The sequence below is a fragment of the Bacillus sp. FAU18 genome (assembly GCF_056033885.1).
The window spans coordinates 1,065,782-1,084,222 of record NZ_JBVYHZ010000003.1; the positions used below are offsets into that span (position 1 = coordinate 1,065,782).

The 18,441-nt window shown below is 46.8% G+C and carries 2 protein-coding genes (1 of these 2 running past the window's edge); both read left to right on the forward strand.

Annotated features, from left to right (window positions below; translation table 11 throughout):
- Positions 1-15,132 carry a polyketide synthase PksJ gene (gene pksJ / locus AC0OMU_RS05805; protein ID WP_474240959.1) on the forward strand — a complete coding sequence of 5,044 codons (15,132 nt, stop codon included), beginning with the start codon at positions 1-3 and terminating at the stop codon, positions 15,130-15,132.
- Positions 15,116-18,441 carry the start of a polyketide synthase PksL gene (gene pksL, locus AC0OMU_RS05810; RefSeq protein ID WP_474240960.1) on the forward strand. The gene runs 10,309 nt beyond the window's last position, so only the first 3,326 of its 13,635 coding nucleotides appear in the window; the start codon lies at positions 15,116-15,118; its stop codon lies off the right edge, out of view. Before pksJ ends, pksL begins: the two co-directional genes overlap by 17 nt.

The window sequence follows — 18,441 nt, forward strand, 5'->3', positions numbered from 1 at the left end:
ATGAGAAATAATGATAATATCCGCATATTAGCTAATCCTTCTGTCAGTCATGGGGAGCCTTTACATATATCTGAAAAGCAGCCGGCAACAATACCTGAAGTTTTATACAGAACGGCGGCGGAGCTTGGGGATACAAAGGGAATCATTTATTTGCAGCCGGATGGGACTGAAGTTTACCAATCATACAGACGATTATGGGATGATGGACTGCGCATTGCGAAGGGGCTTCGCCAATCAGGCCTGAAAGCAAAACAAAACGTGATTTTGCAGCTTGGTGACAATTCACAGCTTCTCCCTGCGTTCTGGGGGTGTGTGTTAACAGGGGTTGTTCCGGCTCCATTAGCCGTTCCGCCAACGTATGCTGAATCGAGCAGCGGCACCCAAAAGCTGAAAGACGCATGGACGCTTCTTGACAAGCCAGCGGTGATTACGGACCGGGGGATGCACCAGGAAATGCTCGATTGGGCAAAAGAACAAGGGCTTGAAGGGTTCAGGGCAATTGCTGTAGAGGATCTGCTCAGCGCTGAAGCGGACACAGATTGGCATCAATCCAGTCCCGAAGACTTAGCGCTTTTATTGCTGACTTCAGGCAGTACGGGAACGCCCAAAGCAGTTATGCTTAATCATCGTAACATTATGAGCATGGTGAAAGGGATTATTCAAATGCAAGGCTTCACCAGAGAGGATATTACGTTTAACTGGATGCCGTTTGACCATGTCGGAGGGATCGGAATGCTGCATTTGCGGGATGTTTATCTTGGCTGTCAGGAAATTAACGTCTCAAGCGAAACAATCTTAATGGAGCCGTTGAAATGGCTGGATTGGATTGATCATTACCGAGCTTCTGTTACGTGGGCGCCGAATTTTGCGTTTGGTCTGGTCACTGATTTTGCAGAAGAAATAAAAGATAGGAAATGGGATCTGTCTTCAATGCGATACATGCTCAATGGCGGTGAAGCAATGGTAGCCAAGGTAGGGCGCAGAATACTTGAGCTTTTAGAACCACATGGACTGCCTGCTGACGCCATCCGACCTGCATGGGGAATGTCCGAAACTTCATCGGGCGTTATTTTTTCTCATGAATTTACCCGGGCTGGAACAAGTGATGATGATCATTTTGTTGAAATAGGCTCTCCAATCCCCGGCTTCTCTATGAGAATTGTGAATGACCATAATGAATTGGTTGAAGAGGGCGAGATCGGCCGTTTTCAAGTCTCGGGTCTTTCTGTTACTAGCGGTTATTACCAGCGGCCTGATTTGAATGAGAGTGTGTTTACAGAAGACGGCTGGTTTGAAACCGGAGATCTTGGCTTTTTGCGAAACGGGCGCTTAACCATAACAGGCCGTACGAAAGATGCAATTATCATTAACGGCATTAATTATTACAGTCATGCAATTGAGTCTGCAGTTGAAGAATTATCTGAAATTGAAACTTCTTATACTGCTGCTTGCGCTGTCCGTCTGGGCCAGAATTCAACAGATCAGCTGGCTATCTTCTTTGTTACTTCTGCAAAATTAAATGATGAGCAGATGTCTCAGCTTCTTAGAAACATACAATCCCATGTCTCACAGGTGATCGGAGTCACCCCGGAATATTTGCTGCCTGTACAAAAAGAAGAGATTCCAAAAACGGCTATCGGAAAGATCCAGCGCACCCAGCTAAAAACTTCATTTGAAAATGGAGAGTTCGACCACTTGCTACATAAACCCAATCGGATGAACGATGCGGTCCAGGATGAGGACATACAGCAAGCAGACCAGGTGAAAAGAGTAAGGGAAGAAATACAGAAGCATCTGCTCACCTGTTTGACTGAGGAGCTGCACGTTTCCCGCGATTGGGTGGAGCCAAATGCAAATATCCAAAGTCTTGGTGTGAATTCTATCAAGATGATGAAGCTCATTCGATCGATCGAGAAAAACTACCATATCAAACTAACAGCCAGAGAGATACAGCAATATCCTACAATTGAACGCTTAGCCAGCTATCTATCAGAACATGAAGACCTCAGCAGCTCGTCTGCTGACAAAAAGGGCACGGACACATATAAAACCGGACCGGAAAGGAGTCAGGCAACTTTTCAGCCTCTTTCTGAGGTTCAAAAAGGATTATGGACATTGCAAAAAATGTCACCTGAAAAAAGTGCATATCACGTACCTCTCTGTTTTAAATTTTCTTCAGGGCTCCACCTTGAAACATTACAGCAGGCTTTCGGCCTTGTATTGAATCAGCACCCAATCTTAAAGCACGTCATCCAAGAGAAAGACGGAGTGCCATTTCTTAAAAATGAGTCAGCGCTTTCAATTGAAATCAAGACAGAAAACATCTCAAGTATGAAAGAGTCTGATATTCCTGCTTTTCTTAGAAAGAAAGTAAAGGAACCGTATGTAAAGGAAAACAGCCCGTTAGTGCGTGTCATGAGCTTTTCCAGATCTGAACAAGAGCATTTTTTATTAGTTGTCATTCACCATTTGATTTTTGACGGAGTTTCGTCAGTCACATTTATACGCAGTCTGTTTGATACCTATCAGCTTCTTTTAAAAGGACAGCAGCCGGAAATAGCTGTTTCTCCTGCCATTTATCATGATTTTGCGGGATGGGAGAAAAACATGCTTGCGGGTAAAGATGGCATGAAGCATCGCACATATTGGCAGAAACAGCTATCGGGAACTTTGCCGAATCTTCAGCTGCCTAAGGTCAGCGCAAGTTCAGTCGATTCTGAGTTTAGAGAGGATACATACACCAGGCGGCTGTCCAGCGGCTTCATGAATCAGGTCAGAACGTTTGCGAAAGAGCATTCTGTAAATGTCACGACGGTATTCTTAAGCTGCTATATGATGCTGCTTGGCCGTTACACCGGCCAAAAGGAACAGATCGTCGGCATGCCGGCCATGGTGAGGCCGGAAGAAAGATTTGATGATGCCATTGGACATTTTCTCAATATGCTCCCGATTCGGAGTGAGCTGAACCCGGCAGACACTTTTTCTAGCTTTATTTCAAAATTGCAATTAACGATATTGGATGGGCTTGATCATGCATCATATCCTTTTCCAAAAATGGTGAGGGATCTGAATATTCCTCGCAGTCAAGCAGGTTCACCGGTATTTCAAACCGCTTTTTTCTATCAGAATTTTCTTCAATCCGGAAGCTATCAAAGCTTGCTGAACCGCTATGCTGACTTCTTTTCTGTCGATTTCGTTGAGTGTATTCACCAAGAGGGCGAATACGAATTAGTATTTGAACTGTGGGAAACAGAAGAAAAAATGGAGCTGAACATCAAGTACAATACTGGGCTGTTTGATGCGGCTTCTATATCCGCCATGTTCGACCATTTTGTTTATGTAACAGAGCAGGCGATGTTGAATCCTTCTCAGCCTTTAAAAGAGTATTCTTTATTACCTGAGGCAGAGAAGCAGATGATTCTCAAAACATGGAACGCCACAGGAAAAACGTATCCATATATAACTTTTCATGAGTTGTTTGAGCAGCAGGCGAAAAAGACGCCTGATAGAGCGGCTGTCAGCTATGAAGGTCAAACATTGACGTATCGGGAGCTGGATGAAAAAAGCACACAACTGGCCATTTATTTGCAGGCGCATGGAGTGGGTCCTGACCGTCTGGCGGGGATCTATGTGGATCGATCGCTGGACATGCTAGTGGGTTTATTAGCGATCCTCAAGGCTGGGGGAGCGTATGTGCCGCTAGACCCGTCCTATCCGGCTGAACGATTGGAATACATGCTTGAGGACAGTGAAGTTTTCATTACACTGACGACATCGGAATTAGTAAATACGTTGAGTTGGAACGGTGTCACAACAGCTCTTTTAGATCAAGATTGGGATGATATTGCTCAAACAGCCTCTGATCGAAAAGTGCTTACACGCACTGTCACGCCGGAAAACTTGGCGTATGTCATTTATACATCCGGCAGCACAGGAAAGCCAAAAGGTGTCATGATACCGCATAAAGCTTTGACAAACTTTCTCGTTTCGATGGGGGAAACACCAGGTCTTACGGCAGAGGATAAAATGCTTGCTGTCACAACCTACTGTTTTGATATCGCAGCTCTGGAATTATTTTTGCCTTTAATAAAGGGCGCACACTGCTATATTTGTCAAACGGAGCATACAAAAGACGTTGAAAAACTGAAACGGGACATCCGCACGATCAAACCGACAGTGATGCAGGCAACCCCTGCTACGTGGAAGATGCTCTTTTATTCAGGCTGGGAAAATGAAGAGAGCGTGAAAATTTTATGCGGAGGCGAAGCATTGCCTGAGACATTAAAACAATATTTTCTGCATACGGGCAGCGAAGCCTGGAATATGTTCGGGCCAACCGAAACAACTATCTGGTCAGCGGTTCAGCGCATTAACGATGAATGCTCTCATGCCACGATAGGAAGGCCAATCGCCAATACACAAATCTTTATTACGGATTCTCAGCTCGCGCCAGTGCCGGCAGGAGTCCCGGGTGAGCTGTGCATTGCAGGAGACGGTGTGGCGAAGGGCTACTACAAAAAGGAAGAATTAACGGATTCGAGATTCATTGACAACCCTTTTGAGCCTGGGTCTAAGCTTTATAGAACGGGAGACATGGCCCGCTGGCTTCCGGGAGGGCGAATTGAATATATAGGCCGCATCGATAATCAAGTAAAAATCCGCGGATTCCGTATTGAACTTGGTGATATTGAAAGCAGGCTTAGTGAGCATCCCGGCATTCTGGAATGCGTTGTGGTCGCAGATATGGATAACCTAGCTGCCTATTATACAGCTAAACATGCAAATGCTTCTCTCACAGCGAGAGAGCTGCGTCATTTTGTGAAAAACGCTTTGCCTGCCTATATGGTGCCTTCTTATTTTATTCAGCTTGATCATATGCCGTTAACTCCGAACGGAAAGATAGATAGAAACAGCCTTAAGAATATCGATTTATCAGGGGAGCAGCTAAAGCAAAGGCAGACCTCTCCTAAGAACATTCAGGATACTGTTTTTACCATTTGGCAGGAAGTGCTGAAAACGAGTGACATTGAATGGGATGACGGATTTTTCGATGTGGGCGGGGATTCGCTTCTCGCGGTCACTGTGGCTGATCGCATCAAACATGAACTATCCTGTGAGTTTTCTGTCACAGACCTGTTTGAGTATTCAACGATTAAAAATATCAGCCAGTACATCACTGAACAGCGAATGGGCGATGCAAGTGACCATGTGCCGATAGAACCGCCAGCTCATATAGAAGATCAGTCTACCGAGATGAGTGATCTCCCGGACTATTATGATGATAGTGTGGCGATTATTGGCATATCGTGTGAATTTCCAGGGGCAAAAAATCATGATGAATTTTGGGAGAACCTCAGAGACGGCAAGGAAAGCATTGCGTTTTTCAATAAAGAAGAGCTTCAGCGCTTTGGCATTTCAAAGGAGATAGCGGAGAATGCCGATTATGTCCCGGCTAAAGCTTCAATTGAGGGGAAAGACAGATTTGATCCAAGCTTCTTTCAAATCTCTCCTAAAGATGCTGAATTTATGGACCCTCAGCTTCGGATGCTGCTGACTCATTCATGGAAAGCAATAGAAGATGCCGGTTATGCTGCGAGACAGATTCCGAAAACCAGTGTTTTTATGTCGGCAAGCAATAATTCTTATCGCGCGCTGCTGCCGTCAGATACAACAGAGAGCCTGGAGACGCCGGACGGTTATGTTTCGTGGGTGCTTGCACAGAGCGGGACGATTCCGACAATGATTTCTCATAAGCTCGGGCTGAGAGGACCAAGCTATTTCGTCCATGCCAACTGCTCATCATCTCTGATTGGATTGCATTCTGCCTATAAAAGCCTCCTGTCGGGTGAATCTGATTATGCTTTAGTTGGCGGTGCAACGCTGCATACCGAGTCAAATATCGGATATGTGCATCAGCCGGGGCTGAACTTTTCGAGTGATGGACATATTAAAGCTTTTGACGCTTCAGCTGACGGAATGATAGGCGGTGAGGGCGTTGCTGTTGTATTGCTGAAAAAAGCAGCTGATGCAGTAAAGGACGGGGATCATATCTATGCCTTGCTGAGAGGCATTGGTGTAAATAACGACGGCGCTGACAAAGTCGGCTTTTATGCTCCAAGCGTTAAAGGCCAGGCTGACGTGGTCCAACAGGTCATGAATCAAACGAAGATACAGCCTGAATCCATCTGCTATGTAGAAGCACACGGAACCGGAACGAAGCTGGGGGACCCGATCGAGCTGGCGGCTTTAACAAACGTTTACAGGCAATATACAAATAAAACGCAATTTTGCGGCATTGGGTCGGTGAAAACCAATATCGGACATTTAGATACAGCCGCCGGTCTTGCGGGCTGCATTAAGGTCGTGATGAGTCTTTATCATCAAGAGCTTGCACCGAGTATCAATTATAAGGAGCCGAATCCAAATACAGACTTAGCCAGCTCTCCTTTTTACGTCGTCGATCAAAAGAAAACGTTAAGCCGTGAGATCAAAACGCACAGGGCTGCACTTAGCTCGTTCGGGCTTGGCGGGACAAATACCCATGCCATTTTTGAACAATTCAAAAGGGATTCAGATAAGGGAAAGATAGACGGAACCTGCATCGTCCCGATCTCGGCGAAAAATAAAGAGAGGCTGCAAGAGTATGCAGAAGACATTCTGGCCTATTTGGAAAGAAGAGGGCTTGAGAACAGCCAGCTGCCTGATTTTGCGTATACCCTTCAGGTGGGGCGCGAAGCGATGGAGCATCGCGTTGTCTTTATTGCCGATCATGTAAATGAGTTAAAACAGAGGCTCACAGATTTTATCAATGGAAATACAGCGATTGAAGGCTGTTTTCAAGGAAGTAAGCACAATGCCAGAGAGGTTTCATGGCTGACGGAGGATGAGGACAGCGCTGAACTCATACGTAAGTGGATGGCCAAAGGAAAAGTAAACAAGCTTGCAGAAATGTGGAGCAAGGGAGCGCATATAGATTGGATGCAGCTTTACAAGGGTGAGCGCCCAAACAGAATGAGTCTGCCGACTTATCCATTTGCAAAGGAACGATACTGGCCGTCGCAGGATGACCGCAAACCGGTGGCGCAGATATCCGGAAATCAGACAGGGATCGGCTCTATTCATCCATTGCTTCATCAGAATACATCTGATTTTTCTGAACAGAAATTCAGTTCGGTTTTCACTGGTGACGAATTTTTCCTGAGAGACCATGTGGTAAGAGGAAAGCCTGTGCTTCCTGGTGTTGCGTACCTTGAAATGGCGTACGCGGCTATAAACCAGGCGGCAGGAAGTGAAATTGGCCAAGATGTCAGAATCAGATTGAATCATACAGTCTGGGTTCAGCCTGTTGTGGTTGACAGACATTCAGCTCAAGTGGATATCAGTCTCTTTCCTGAAGAAGATGGAAAAATCACCTTTGACATTTACAGTACACAGGAAGACGGGGACGACCCTGTTATTCATAGTCAAGGCAGTGCGGAGCTGGCATCTGCCGCCGAAACGTCAATCGCAGATCTCACTGAAATGTCACGCCGCTGCGGCAAAGGAAAGATGTCGCCTGATCAATTTTACGAAGAAGGCAGAAGCAGAGGAATGTTCCATGGTCCGGCCTTTCAAGGAATTAAGAATGTGAATATAGGAAACAGAGAGGTTTTGGCGCAGCTGCAGCTTCCAGAAATCGTTTCTGGAACGAATGAACAGTTTGTGCTGCACCCAAGTATCATGGACTCCGCCTTGCAGACAGCAACAATATGCATCATGCAGGAATTGACGGATCAAAAGCTGATTTTGCCATTTGCGCTTGAGGAGCTTGAAGTGATCAAAGGGTGTTCTTCTTCTATGTGGGCTTATGCTCGCTTAAGTGACAGCGATCACTCCGGAGGGGTTGTTCAGAAAGCGGATATTGATGTCATTGACGAGAGTGGAAGCGTATGTGTCAGGATCAAAGGATTCTCAACGAGAGTATTAGAAGGGGAGGTTCATACTTCAAAGCCTTCATCACGGCACGAACGCTTAATGCTTGAACCGGTGTGGGAAAAACAGAATGAAGAACGAGAGGACGAAGATTCTTCGTACACGGAGCATATCATTGTTCTCTTCGAAACTGAACGAAGTGTTACAGACAGCATTGCCTCCCACATGAAAGATGCCCGTGTGATTACTCTGAACGAAGCTGTAGGACATATTGCTGAACGTTATCAATGTTACACGCAGAACATTTTTGAACTCCTGCAAAGCAAGGTCCGTGAGCTTTCTGCAGGCCGTATCATCATTCAAGCGATTGTTCCGCTGGAAAAAGAGAAGCAATTGTTTGCCGGCGTTTCCGGTCTGCTTAAAACAGCAGAAATAGAGTTCAGCAAACTGACTGCTCAGGTCATCGAAATTGAGAAACCTGAAAAGATGATAGACCTTCACCTCAAGCTGAAAGACGACAGCCGGAGACCATTTGACAAACAGATTCGATATGAGGCTGGACACCGTTTTGTGAAAGGCTGGAGGGAAATGGTGCTTCCTTCAGCTGATACGCTTCACATGCCGTGGAGAGACGAGGGTGTTTATCTAATCACAGGCGGAGCAGGAAGCTTAGGCCTTCTGTTTGCAAAGGAAATTGCCAATCGAACTGGCCGGTCTACTATTGTGCTGACGGGACGATCTGTTTTAAGTGAGGATAAGGAAAACGAGCTGGAGGCTCTTCGAAGCATCGGAGCGGAGGTTGTCTATCGAGAGGCTGATGTAAGTGATCAGCATGCGGTTCGTCATCTTTTTGAGGAAATCAAAGAAAGATATGGCACTCTCAATGGAATTATTCACGGTGCAGGCAGCATTAAAGATCACTTCATCATTCATAAAACGAATGAAGAGTTTCAAGAAGTGTTGCAGCCAAAAGTGAGCGGGTTGTTACATGTAGACGAATGCAGCAAGGATTTCCCATTGGACTTTTTCATTTTCTTCTCATCTGTTTCGGGATGTTTAGGAAACGCTGGACAAGCCGATTATGCGGCAGCCAATTCGTTTATGGATGCATTTGCTGAATACCGCCGTTCTCTTGCGGCATCAAAAAAGAGATTCGGCTCCACCATTTCCTTCAATTGGCCGTTATGGGAAGAAGGCGGTATGCAAGTCGGCGCTGAAGATGAAAAGAGAATGCTGAAAACGACGGGAATGGTCCCGATGCCGACAGATAGTGGCTTGAAAGCATTTTATCAAGGGATAGCATCTGATAAGCCGCAAGTTTTTGTGATGGAAGGACAGCTTCAGAAAATGAAACAAAAACTGCTTTCCGCAGGATCGAAAGCCAAGCGGAACGATCAGAGAAAGGCGGATCAGGATCAAGGACAAACTAGAAAATTGGAAGCAGCCTTAATCCAAATGGTTGGCGCAATTTTGAAAGTAAACACTGACGATATCGATGTCAACACAGAGCTGAGTGAGTACGGATTCGACTCAGTTACATTCACTGTCTTTACAAACAAGATCAACGAAGAATTTCAGTTGGAGCTAACGCCGACCATTTTCTTTGAATATGGCAGCGTCCAAAGCCTAGCTGAATATGTAGTTGCTGCGTATCAGGGCGAATGGAATCAAGATGCTACTGCTAAAGGCATAGATGAAAGAACAAACTTAGTGCACAGTTTAAGCAGCCTGGAGGCATCATTAAGCAACATGGTCAGTGCAATTTTAAAAGTAAATAGTGAAGATATTGATGTCAATACAGAGCTGAGTGAATACGGATTTGATTCCGTTACATTTACGGTCTTTACAAACAAGATCAACGAAGAATTTCAGTTGGAGCTAACGCCGACCATTTTCTTTGAATATGGAAGCATCCAAAGCCTGGCTGAATATTTGACCGCTGAACATGAGGACACCCTGGTTCAGGAGCGTGAAAAACCAGAGCGGCAGGAAGAGTTACAGACAATATCCCATGAAGCGCCGAAAATCACATCACGTAGAAAGCGCCGCTTTACACAGCCTGTTATTGCAAAAGCAGAAAGAAACAAAAAGCAGGCTGCCGATTTTGAGCCGGTTGCAATTGTCGGCATCAGCGGCCGATTCCCTGGCGCTATGGATATAGATGAATTTTGGAAAAACTTAGAAGGAGGAAAAGACAGCATCACAGAAGTTCCAAAAGATCGATGGGATTGGCGGGAGCATTATGGAAACCCAGACACTGACGTCAATAAAACCGACATCAAATGGGGCGGGTTTATTGATGGTGTCGCAGAGTTTGATCCGTTGTTTTTTGGTATTTCGCCGCGAGAAGCTGATTATGTAGACCCTCAGCAGCGCTTGTTAATGACATACGTGTGGAAGGCACTGGAAGATGCGGGTTGCTCGCCGCAACGCCTTTCGGGTACAGGGACCGGTATCTTTATCGGTACGGGAAACACCGGTTATAAAGATCTATTCCATAGAGCGAATCTTCCAATTGAAGGCCATGCTGCTACAGGTCATATGATTCCTTCGGTAGGCCCGAATAGAATGAGTTATTTTTTAAATATTCATGGTCCGAGCGAACCAGTAGAGACGGCTTGTTCCAGTTCTCTTGTAGCCATTCACCGTGCTGTGACTGCGATGCAAAACGGTGATTGTGAGATGGCGATCGCTGGAGGCGTGAATACGATCTTAACCGAGGAGGCGCATATTAGCTACAGCAAGGCTGGTATGCTCAGCAAAGACGGCAGATGTAAAACCTTCTCCGCCGATGCGAATGGCTATGTCAGAGGCGAAGGGGTCGGAATGGTTATGTTGAAAAAGCTGGAAGATGCCGAGCGCGACGGAAATCATATTTACGGCGTTATTCGGGGGACAGCGGAAAATCACGGCGGAAGAGCCAATACCCTGACATCGCCTAATCCGAAAGCACAAGCTGATTTGTTGGTGCGTGCATATCGCCAAGCAGGCATAGATCCAAGCACTGTCACATATATCGAAGCACATGGAACAGGGACGGAATTGGGCGATCCGATTGAAATAAATGGGCTGAAAGCCGCGTTTAAGGAACTGTCCAATATGAGAGGCGAGAGCCAGCCGGATGTTCCGGATCACCGTTGCGGCATCGGCTCAGTTAAAAGCAATATCGGTCATTTAGAGCTAGCAGCAGGTATTTCCGGTTTGATCAAAGTGCTTTTGCAAATGAAGCATAAAACATTAGTGAAAAGCCTGCATTGCGAGACGCTTAATCCTTATCTTCAGCTGACTGACAGTCCGTTTTACATCGTTCAGGAAAAACAGGAATGGAAGTCTGTCACAGATCGTGACGGAAACGAGCTTCCGCGCCGTGCCGGAATCAGTTCGTTTGGGATTGGCGGAGTAAACGCGCATATTGTGGTTGAAGAATATATGCCAAAAGCCAATTCAGAACACACGGCTACAGAACAGCCAAACGTGATTGTGCTGTCGGCTAAAAATAAAAGCAGGCTGATAGATCGTGCTTCGCAATTGCTTGAGGCGATTCGCAATAAAAAATATACAGATCAGGAGTTGCACCGCATCGCTTACACCCTGCAGGTCGGGCGCGAAGAAATGGATGAGCGTCTGGCGTGTGTTGCGGGGACGATGCAGGAACTTGAAGAGAAACTGCAGGCGTTTGTTGACGGTAAGGAAGAAACAGACGAATTTTTCCGGGGACAGTCTCATCGAAATAAAGAGACCCAGACTATTTTTACAGCAGATGAAGATATGGCGTTGGCACTTGATGCTTGGATCAGAAAAAGAAAATACGCCAAACTTGCTGATTTATGGGTCAAAGGGGTCTCAATCCAGTGGAACACATTATACGGAGAGACCAAACCGCGCCTGATCAGCCTCCCTTCATATCCGTTTGCGAAGGATCACTATTGGGTGCCGGCAAAGGAACATTCAGAAAGAGACAAAAAAGAACTGGTTAATGCGATTGAAGATCGCGCCGCATGCTTTTTGACGAAACAATGGAGTTTGAGTCCAATTGGCTCAGCAGTGCCGGGGACAAGAACTGTTGCCATCCTGAGCAATCAAGAGACAGCAGATTTAGCAGCAGAAGTGTCTTCGTATTTTCCGAATCATCTCTTATTAGATGTGAGCCGGATAGAAAATGATCAGTCAGACATTGATTGGAAAGAGTTTGACGGCCTAGTGGATGTCATCGGATGCGGTAAGGATGATGAGGGCCGGCTGGATTGGATTGAATGGGTGCAAAGACTGGTTGAATTCGGGCATAAAGAGGGGCTAAGGCTGCTTTGTGTGACGAAGGGGCTCGAATCGTTTCAAAACACATCTGTCCGGATGGTTGGCGCCTCACGGGCTGGGTTGTATCGAATGCTCCAATGCGAGTACAGCCATCTTATATCAAGGCATATAGATGCTGAGGAGGTTACTGATCATCGCCGTCTCGCGAAGTTGATCGCTGATGAGTTTTATTCCGAATCTTATGATGCGGAGGTTTGCTACAGAGATGGTTTACGGTATCAAGCTTTTCTAAAAGCTCATCCGGAAACAGGTAAGGCCACGGAACAGAGCGCGGTCTTCCCGAAAGATCATGTGCTTCTCATTACAGGCGGCACACGCGGCATCGGACTATTATGCGCCCGTCATTTTGCAGATTGCTATGGAGTGAAAAAACTGGTGCTGACCGGACGAGAACAGCTTCCTCCGCGAGAGGAGTGGGCTCGTTTTGACACCTCGAACACATCAGTTGCCCAGAAAATCCAGGCAGTGCGGGAGCTGGAAGCGAAGGGTGTACAGGTGGAGATGCTGTCGCTGACGTTATCTGATGATGCTCAGGTTGAGCAAACGCTGCAACATATCAAGCGAACATTAGGACCGATTGGCGGTGTCATTCATTGTGCAGGTCTGACGGATATGGATACGCTGGCATTTATCCGAAAAACTTCAGATGATATTCAGCGGGTGCTGGAACCTAAGGTGTCAGGTCTTACAACGTTATATCGCCATGTGTGTAACGAGCCTTTACAGTTTTTTGTCTTATTTTCTTCTGTTTCAGCCATTATTCCGGAGCTTTCGGCGGGACAAGCTGACTATGCGATGGCCAATAGCTATATGGATTATTTTGCAGAAGCACATCAGAAACATGCGCCGATCATCAGTGTTCAGTGGCCGAACTGGAAAGAAACCGGTATGGGTGAAGTGACAAATCAAGCGTATCGGGAAAGCGGCTTGTTGAGCATTACGAATTCAGAAGGCTTACGTTTTCTAGATCAAATTGTATCGGAAATGTTCGGACCGGTTGTTCTCCCTGCAATGGCGAATCAAACAAACTGGGAGCCGGAACTGCTGATGAAGAGGAGGAAACCGCATGAGGGCGGTTTGCAGGAAGCTGCTTTACAGAGCCCGCCAGCCAGAGACATTGAAGAGGACGATGAAGTTTCCAAATGTGATGGATTATTATCTGAAACACAGTCCTGGCTTGTTGATCTCTTTACCGAAGAGCTGAGAATAGATCGTGAAGACTTCGAGATTGACGGGTTGTTTCAGGATTATGGCGTGGATTCGATCATTCTGGCACAGGTGCTCCAGCGTATAAACCGCAAATTAGAGGCAGCGCTCGATCCATCGATTCTATATGAATACCCGACAATTCAAAGGTTCGCAGGTTGGCTGATCGGTTCTTATTCCGAAAGGCTGTCCGCTTTATTCGGAGGCAGGATATCGGATGCATCAGCACCTTTGGAGAACAAAATAGAGGCGGAGGCATCTGTTCCTGCGAAGGATCGAGCTCTTACACCTCAGATTCAGGCGCCAGCGATTTTGTCACCGGACTCTCATGCAGAAGGTATTGCCGTTGTCGGACTCTCTTGCCGATTCCCTGGGGCAGAGACATTGGAGTCATATTGGTCGTTACTATCCGAGGGGCGTTCGTCAATCGGCCCGATTCCGGCAGAGCGTTGGGGCTGTAAGACGCCATATTATGCCGGCGTGATTGATGGCGTCAGCTATTTTGATCCTGATTTCTTTTTGCTTCACGAAGAAGACGTTAGGGCGATGGATCCGCAAGCACTGCTCGTATTGGAAGAGTGTCTGAAACTCTTGTATCACGCCGGTTATACGCCTGAGGAAATAAAGGGCAAGCCTGTCGGTGTTTATATTGGAGGCAGAAGCCAGCACAAACCTGATGAAGAGAGCCTTGATCATGCCAAGAATCCGATCGTGACAGTCGGCCAAAATTATTTAGCGGCTAATCTTTCACAATTTTTTGATGTCCGCGGCCCGAGTGTTGTAGTTGACACTGCATGCTCGTCAGCTTTGGTCGGCATGAATATGGCCATTCAGGCGCTGCGTGGCGGAGATATTCAATCCGCCATAGTCGGCGGTGTCAGCTTGCTGAGCTCAGATGCCTCTCACAGGCTGTTTGACCGGCGCGGCATTTTAAGCAAGCATTCATCCTTCCATGTGTTTGATGAGCGTGCTGATGGAGTTGTGTTAGGTGAAGGCGTCGGAATGGTCATGCTAAAAACCGTAAAACAGGCGCTGGAAGACGGAGATACCATATATGCTGTCGTGAAAGCGGCCTCGGTCAATAACGACGGAAGAACGGCGGGGCCTGCAACACCTAATCTTGAGGCGCAAAAGGAAGTCATGAAAGATGCGCTTTTCAAAAGCGGAAAAAAACCAGAGGACATCAGCTACCTTGAGGCAAACGGGTCAGGTTCAATCGTAACCGATCTCCTTGAGCTAAAAGCGATCCAATCAGTGTACCGTTCTGGGCACTCATCGCCTCTTTCTCTTGGCTCAATCAAGCCGAACATCGGGCATCCGCTATGTGCTGAAGGGATCGCCAGCTTCATTAAGGTTGTGCTGATGCTGAAAGAGCGCCGCTTTGTCCCATTTTTATCAGGTGAAAAAGAGATGGCGCATTTCGATCAACAGAAAGCGAACATCACGTTCAGCCGAGCCCTGGAAAAATGGACAGATTCGCAGCCTACTGCGGCTATTAACTGCTTTGCCGATGGGGGGACGAATGCCCATGTCATCGTAGAGGCGTGGGAAAAAGATGAAAAACACGCCATCAAGCGCAGTCCAATATCGCCTCCTCAATTAAAGAAACGAATGCTTTCGCCAAGCGAGCCTAAGCTGGAAGCGGAGACTTCGAAAATGACTGCGGCAAACATATGGGATACTTATGAGGTGGAGGTCTAACGTGAAAAAGATAACGAAACAACTCACATTATCGTTAAAAAATCCGTTTATTTATCACCATGTGGTTTACGGACAAAATGTCCTGCCGGGATTGGCTTATATCGATATAATCTACCAGATATTCAGAGAACACGGCTTCTCCTGCTCAGAGCTTCAGCTGCGGAATTTATCCATCTATCAGCCATTGACGGCGGAACAGGATGCAGTAATTGTTCTGAATATCCAATGTGCGGAGAAAAAAGAAGGACAGTGGCAAATCACAGCCAAGGGAATTGAAAAACGTGATGAGAAAGAAGCTTCAGAAGAAAAGCTCTATATGAAGGCTGATATGTACGCAGACTCCCCAGCCATATTTGAAGAAACACTGGATCTCAGTCAAATCAAAGCATCTGCACAGAACGTTGTTCAGCTTGATGATGTATATGAACAATGCAGACGTCAGGAATTGGTGCACAGCGAATATATGAAAGCAAAAGGCTGCATCTATGAAGAGGAAGACGGCGTCCTTCTTGAGCTTTCTCTCGGTTCGGAAGCCATGCTTCACGCAGAAGGCTTTATGTTTCACCCGACTCTCATAGACGGGAGCGGGGTGGGTGCCAATCATTTGCTCACATCTTTGCTTAAAGGAGAACAGAGGCTGTATTTGCCTCTGTTCTATGAATCCTTTTCCGCTTCTGCACTTTTGCAGTCGGATTGCATGACGAGAATTAAGCGCTCCTCCGTCCGGCGGGAAAAAGAGCTGATTTATGTAACACTTGAATTTTTTAATGCGTTGGGAGAAAAAGTGGCTGAGTTGAAAAACTTTACAAGCAAATTGGTGCGAGAAGCGGAGCTGATTAGCGGAAAACATCAAGGTGCACAGGAGACACAGATGACAAGAGCGGACACTGCTGAGCGTGAGAAACCTGCTGACATGGTATCTTCTCCCGTTAATTCCTACAGCGGGGCTGAACAGTTCGTAAGCCAATTAATCGCAGAGAAAATCAATAAGCCGGTAGAACAAGTTGAAAAACAGGTCGGTTATTACCAAATGGGACTGAATTCATCGGGCTTGCTTGAGGTGGTAGAAACGATCAGTGATAAGATCGGTGAGAGCCTTTCGCCGACTCTTCTGTTTGAGCATACCACCATAGCGGAGCTGTCAGCGTTTCTTGCCGAGGAATATGCTGAGCATTTTAGTGCCGCTGGTTCCCTTGGCCTTGGCCAGAATGAAAGAGAACGCGTTTCCGACACAATAAACGATCGTAAGACTGTTGAAGCTTCTCGTCCTGCACCTATTGAGGCAGCAGGCGATATTGCGATTATCGGCTTGGCGGGCAGGTATCCGAAGGCAGCCAATATTCATGAATTTTGGAACAATCTGAAAGAGGGGAGGGACTGCGTTAGCGAGATTCCTGAGTCGCGCTGGGATTGGCAGCGACTTGAAGGAATCACATCTCCTTCGGGTAAGGACATTTCCAAATGGGGAGGATTTATTGATGATCCCGACTGCTTCGATCCCCAATTTTTCAGAATCACGCCAAGAGAAGCGGAGACAATGGACCCTCAAGAGCGGCTGTTTTTAGAAACATGCTGGGAAACGATTGAGGATGCGGGCTATACGCCAAAGACGTTGGCCAAGCCTAAAGGACGAAATAAAAGGCAGCATGTAGGAGTTTTTGCCGGCGTCATGCACAAGGATTATACATTAGTCGGAGCTGAAGAAGCATCAGCAGAAAATGTGTTTCCTCTCTCGCTCAACTATGCGCAAATCGCCAACCGTGTTTCTTACTTTTGTAATTTCCACGGTCCGAGTATGGCTGTCGATACGGTATGTTCATCCTCTTTGACTGCAGTGCACTTGGCGTTGGAAAGCATACGTCACGGTGAGTGCGATGTTGCGTTAGCAGGCGGCGTGAACCTGTCTTTGCACCCGAATAAATATATGACATACGGGGTCTGGGATATGTTTTCCACTGACGGACACTGCCGTACGTTTGGAAAGGATGGAGACGGTTATGTGCCTGCCGAGGGTATAGGCGCGGTTTTATTAAAGCCTTTGCGCCAGGCGGAGGAAGACGGAGATCGCATTTATGCAGTTATTAAAGGAAGTGCTGTGAATCATGTGGGCACTGTAAGCGGCATTTCAGTGCCGAGCCCTGTTTCTCAAGCTGATCTGATTGAGACATGCTTGGAGAAAACGGGAATCGACCCGCGAACGATCAGTTATGTGGAAGCCCATGGTACCGGCACGTCCTTAGGAGATCCGATCGAAATACAGGGATTAGTGAAAGCGTTCCGCCAATATACGCAGGATCGGCAGTTCTGTTCAATCGGTTCTGTAAAGTCGAACATTGGGCACGCCGAATCCGCCGCGGGGATCAGCGGTTTAAGCAAGGTTGCCCTTCAGCTTCACCATCAAAAACTTGTGCCTTCTTTGCATTCGGAAGAACTGAATCCGTACGTTGATTTTGAAAAGTCTCCATTTTATGTACAGCATGAAACAGAAACGTGGAAGCAGCCTGTTATCAAGGAGAATGGGGAAGAGGTCCCTTATCCGCGGCGGGCGGGTATCAGTTCCTTCGGAGCAACTGGTTCAAACGCACATATTATCCTTGAGGAATATATTCCTCAAGCAGCGGAGCAGGACGTTTCTTTGTCCTCAGATTCTGACATATCCGCAGTTATTCCGCTTTCTGCCCGTAATCAAGAACGTCTCCGTGTATATGCAAAACGTCTCTTGGATTTTCTTCATAATGGGATTCAGATTAGAGATTTGGCGTATACATTGCAGGTAGGCCGTGAACCGATGGAAGAACGGGTTTCTTTCTTAGCATCCGGAATTCAAGAATTGAGTGACCAATTGAAGGCTTTTATAGAAGGACGAAAAGCCATTCAGCATTGCTGGAAGGGCCGCGTGTCAAGAGGAAGCGAACCATCGCGTCCCGCCGAATCGGTACATAAATTGCTGGAGCAAAGAAAACTCGATCAAATTGCGGAGCAGTGGGCGAACGGATCTGGTGTTGACTGGAAGCTGCTTTACGAGGGAAACAAACCAAAGCGGATCAGCCTGCCGACTTACCCATTTGAGAGGGTGCGTTATTGGGTGCCGAAAGCGGAGAAAAAGACTGATCGTTTAAAACAGGAGCGGCACATCCTGCATCCTCTTCTGCATCAAAATGTGTCCGACATATCAGGTGTCCGCTTCCGTTCAGTGTTTACAGGACGTGAATTTTTCTTGAAGGATCATGTCATAAAGGGCGAACACGTTTTACCTGGCGCAGCTTTATTGGAGATGGTTCGGGCAGCTGTGGAAAGGGCAGCTGCGGA

What these genes read in the sequence shown, in the direction of transcription:
- pksJ (WP_474240959.1), top strand. Translation starts at nt 1, where the DNA reads ATGAGAAATAATGATAATATCCGCATATTAGCTAATCCTTCTGTCAGT.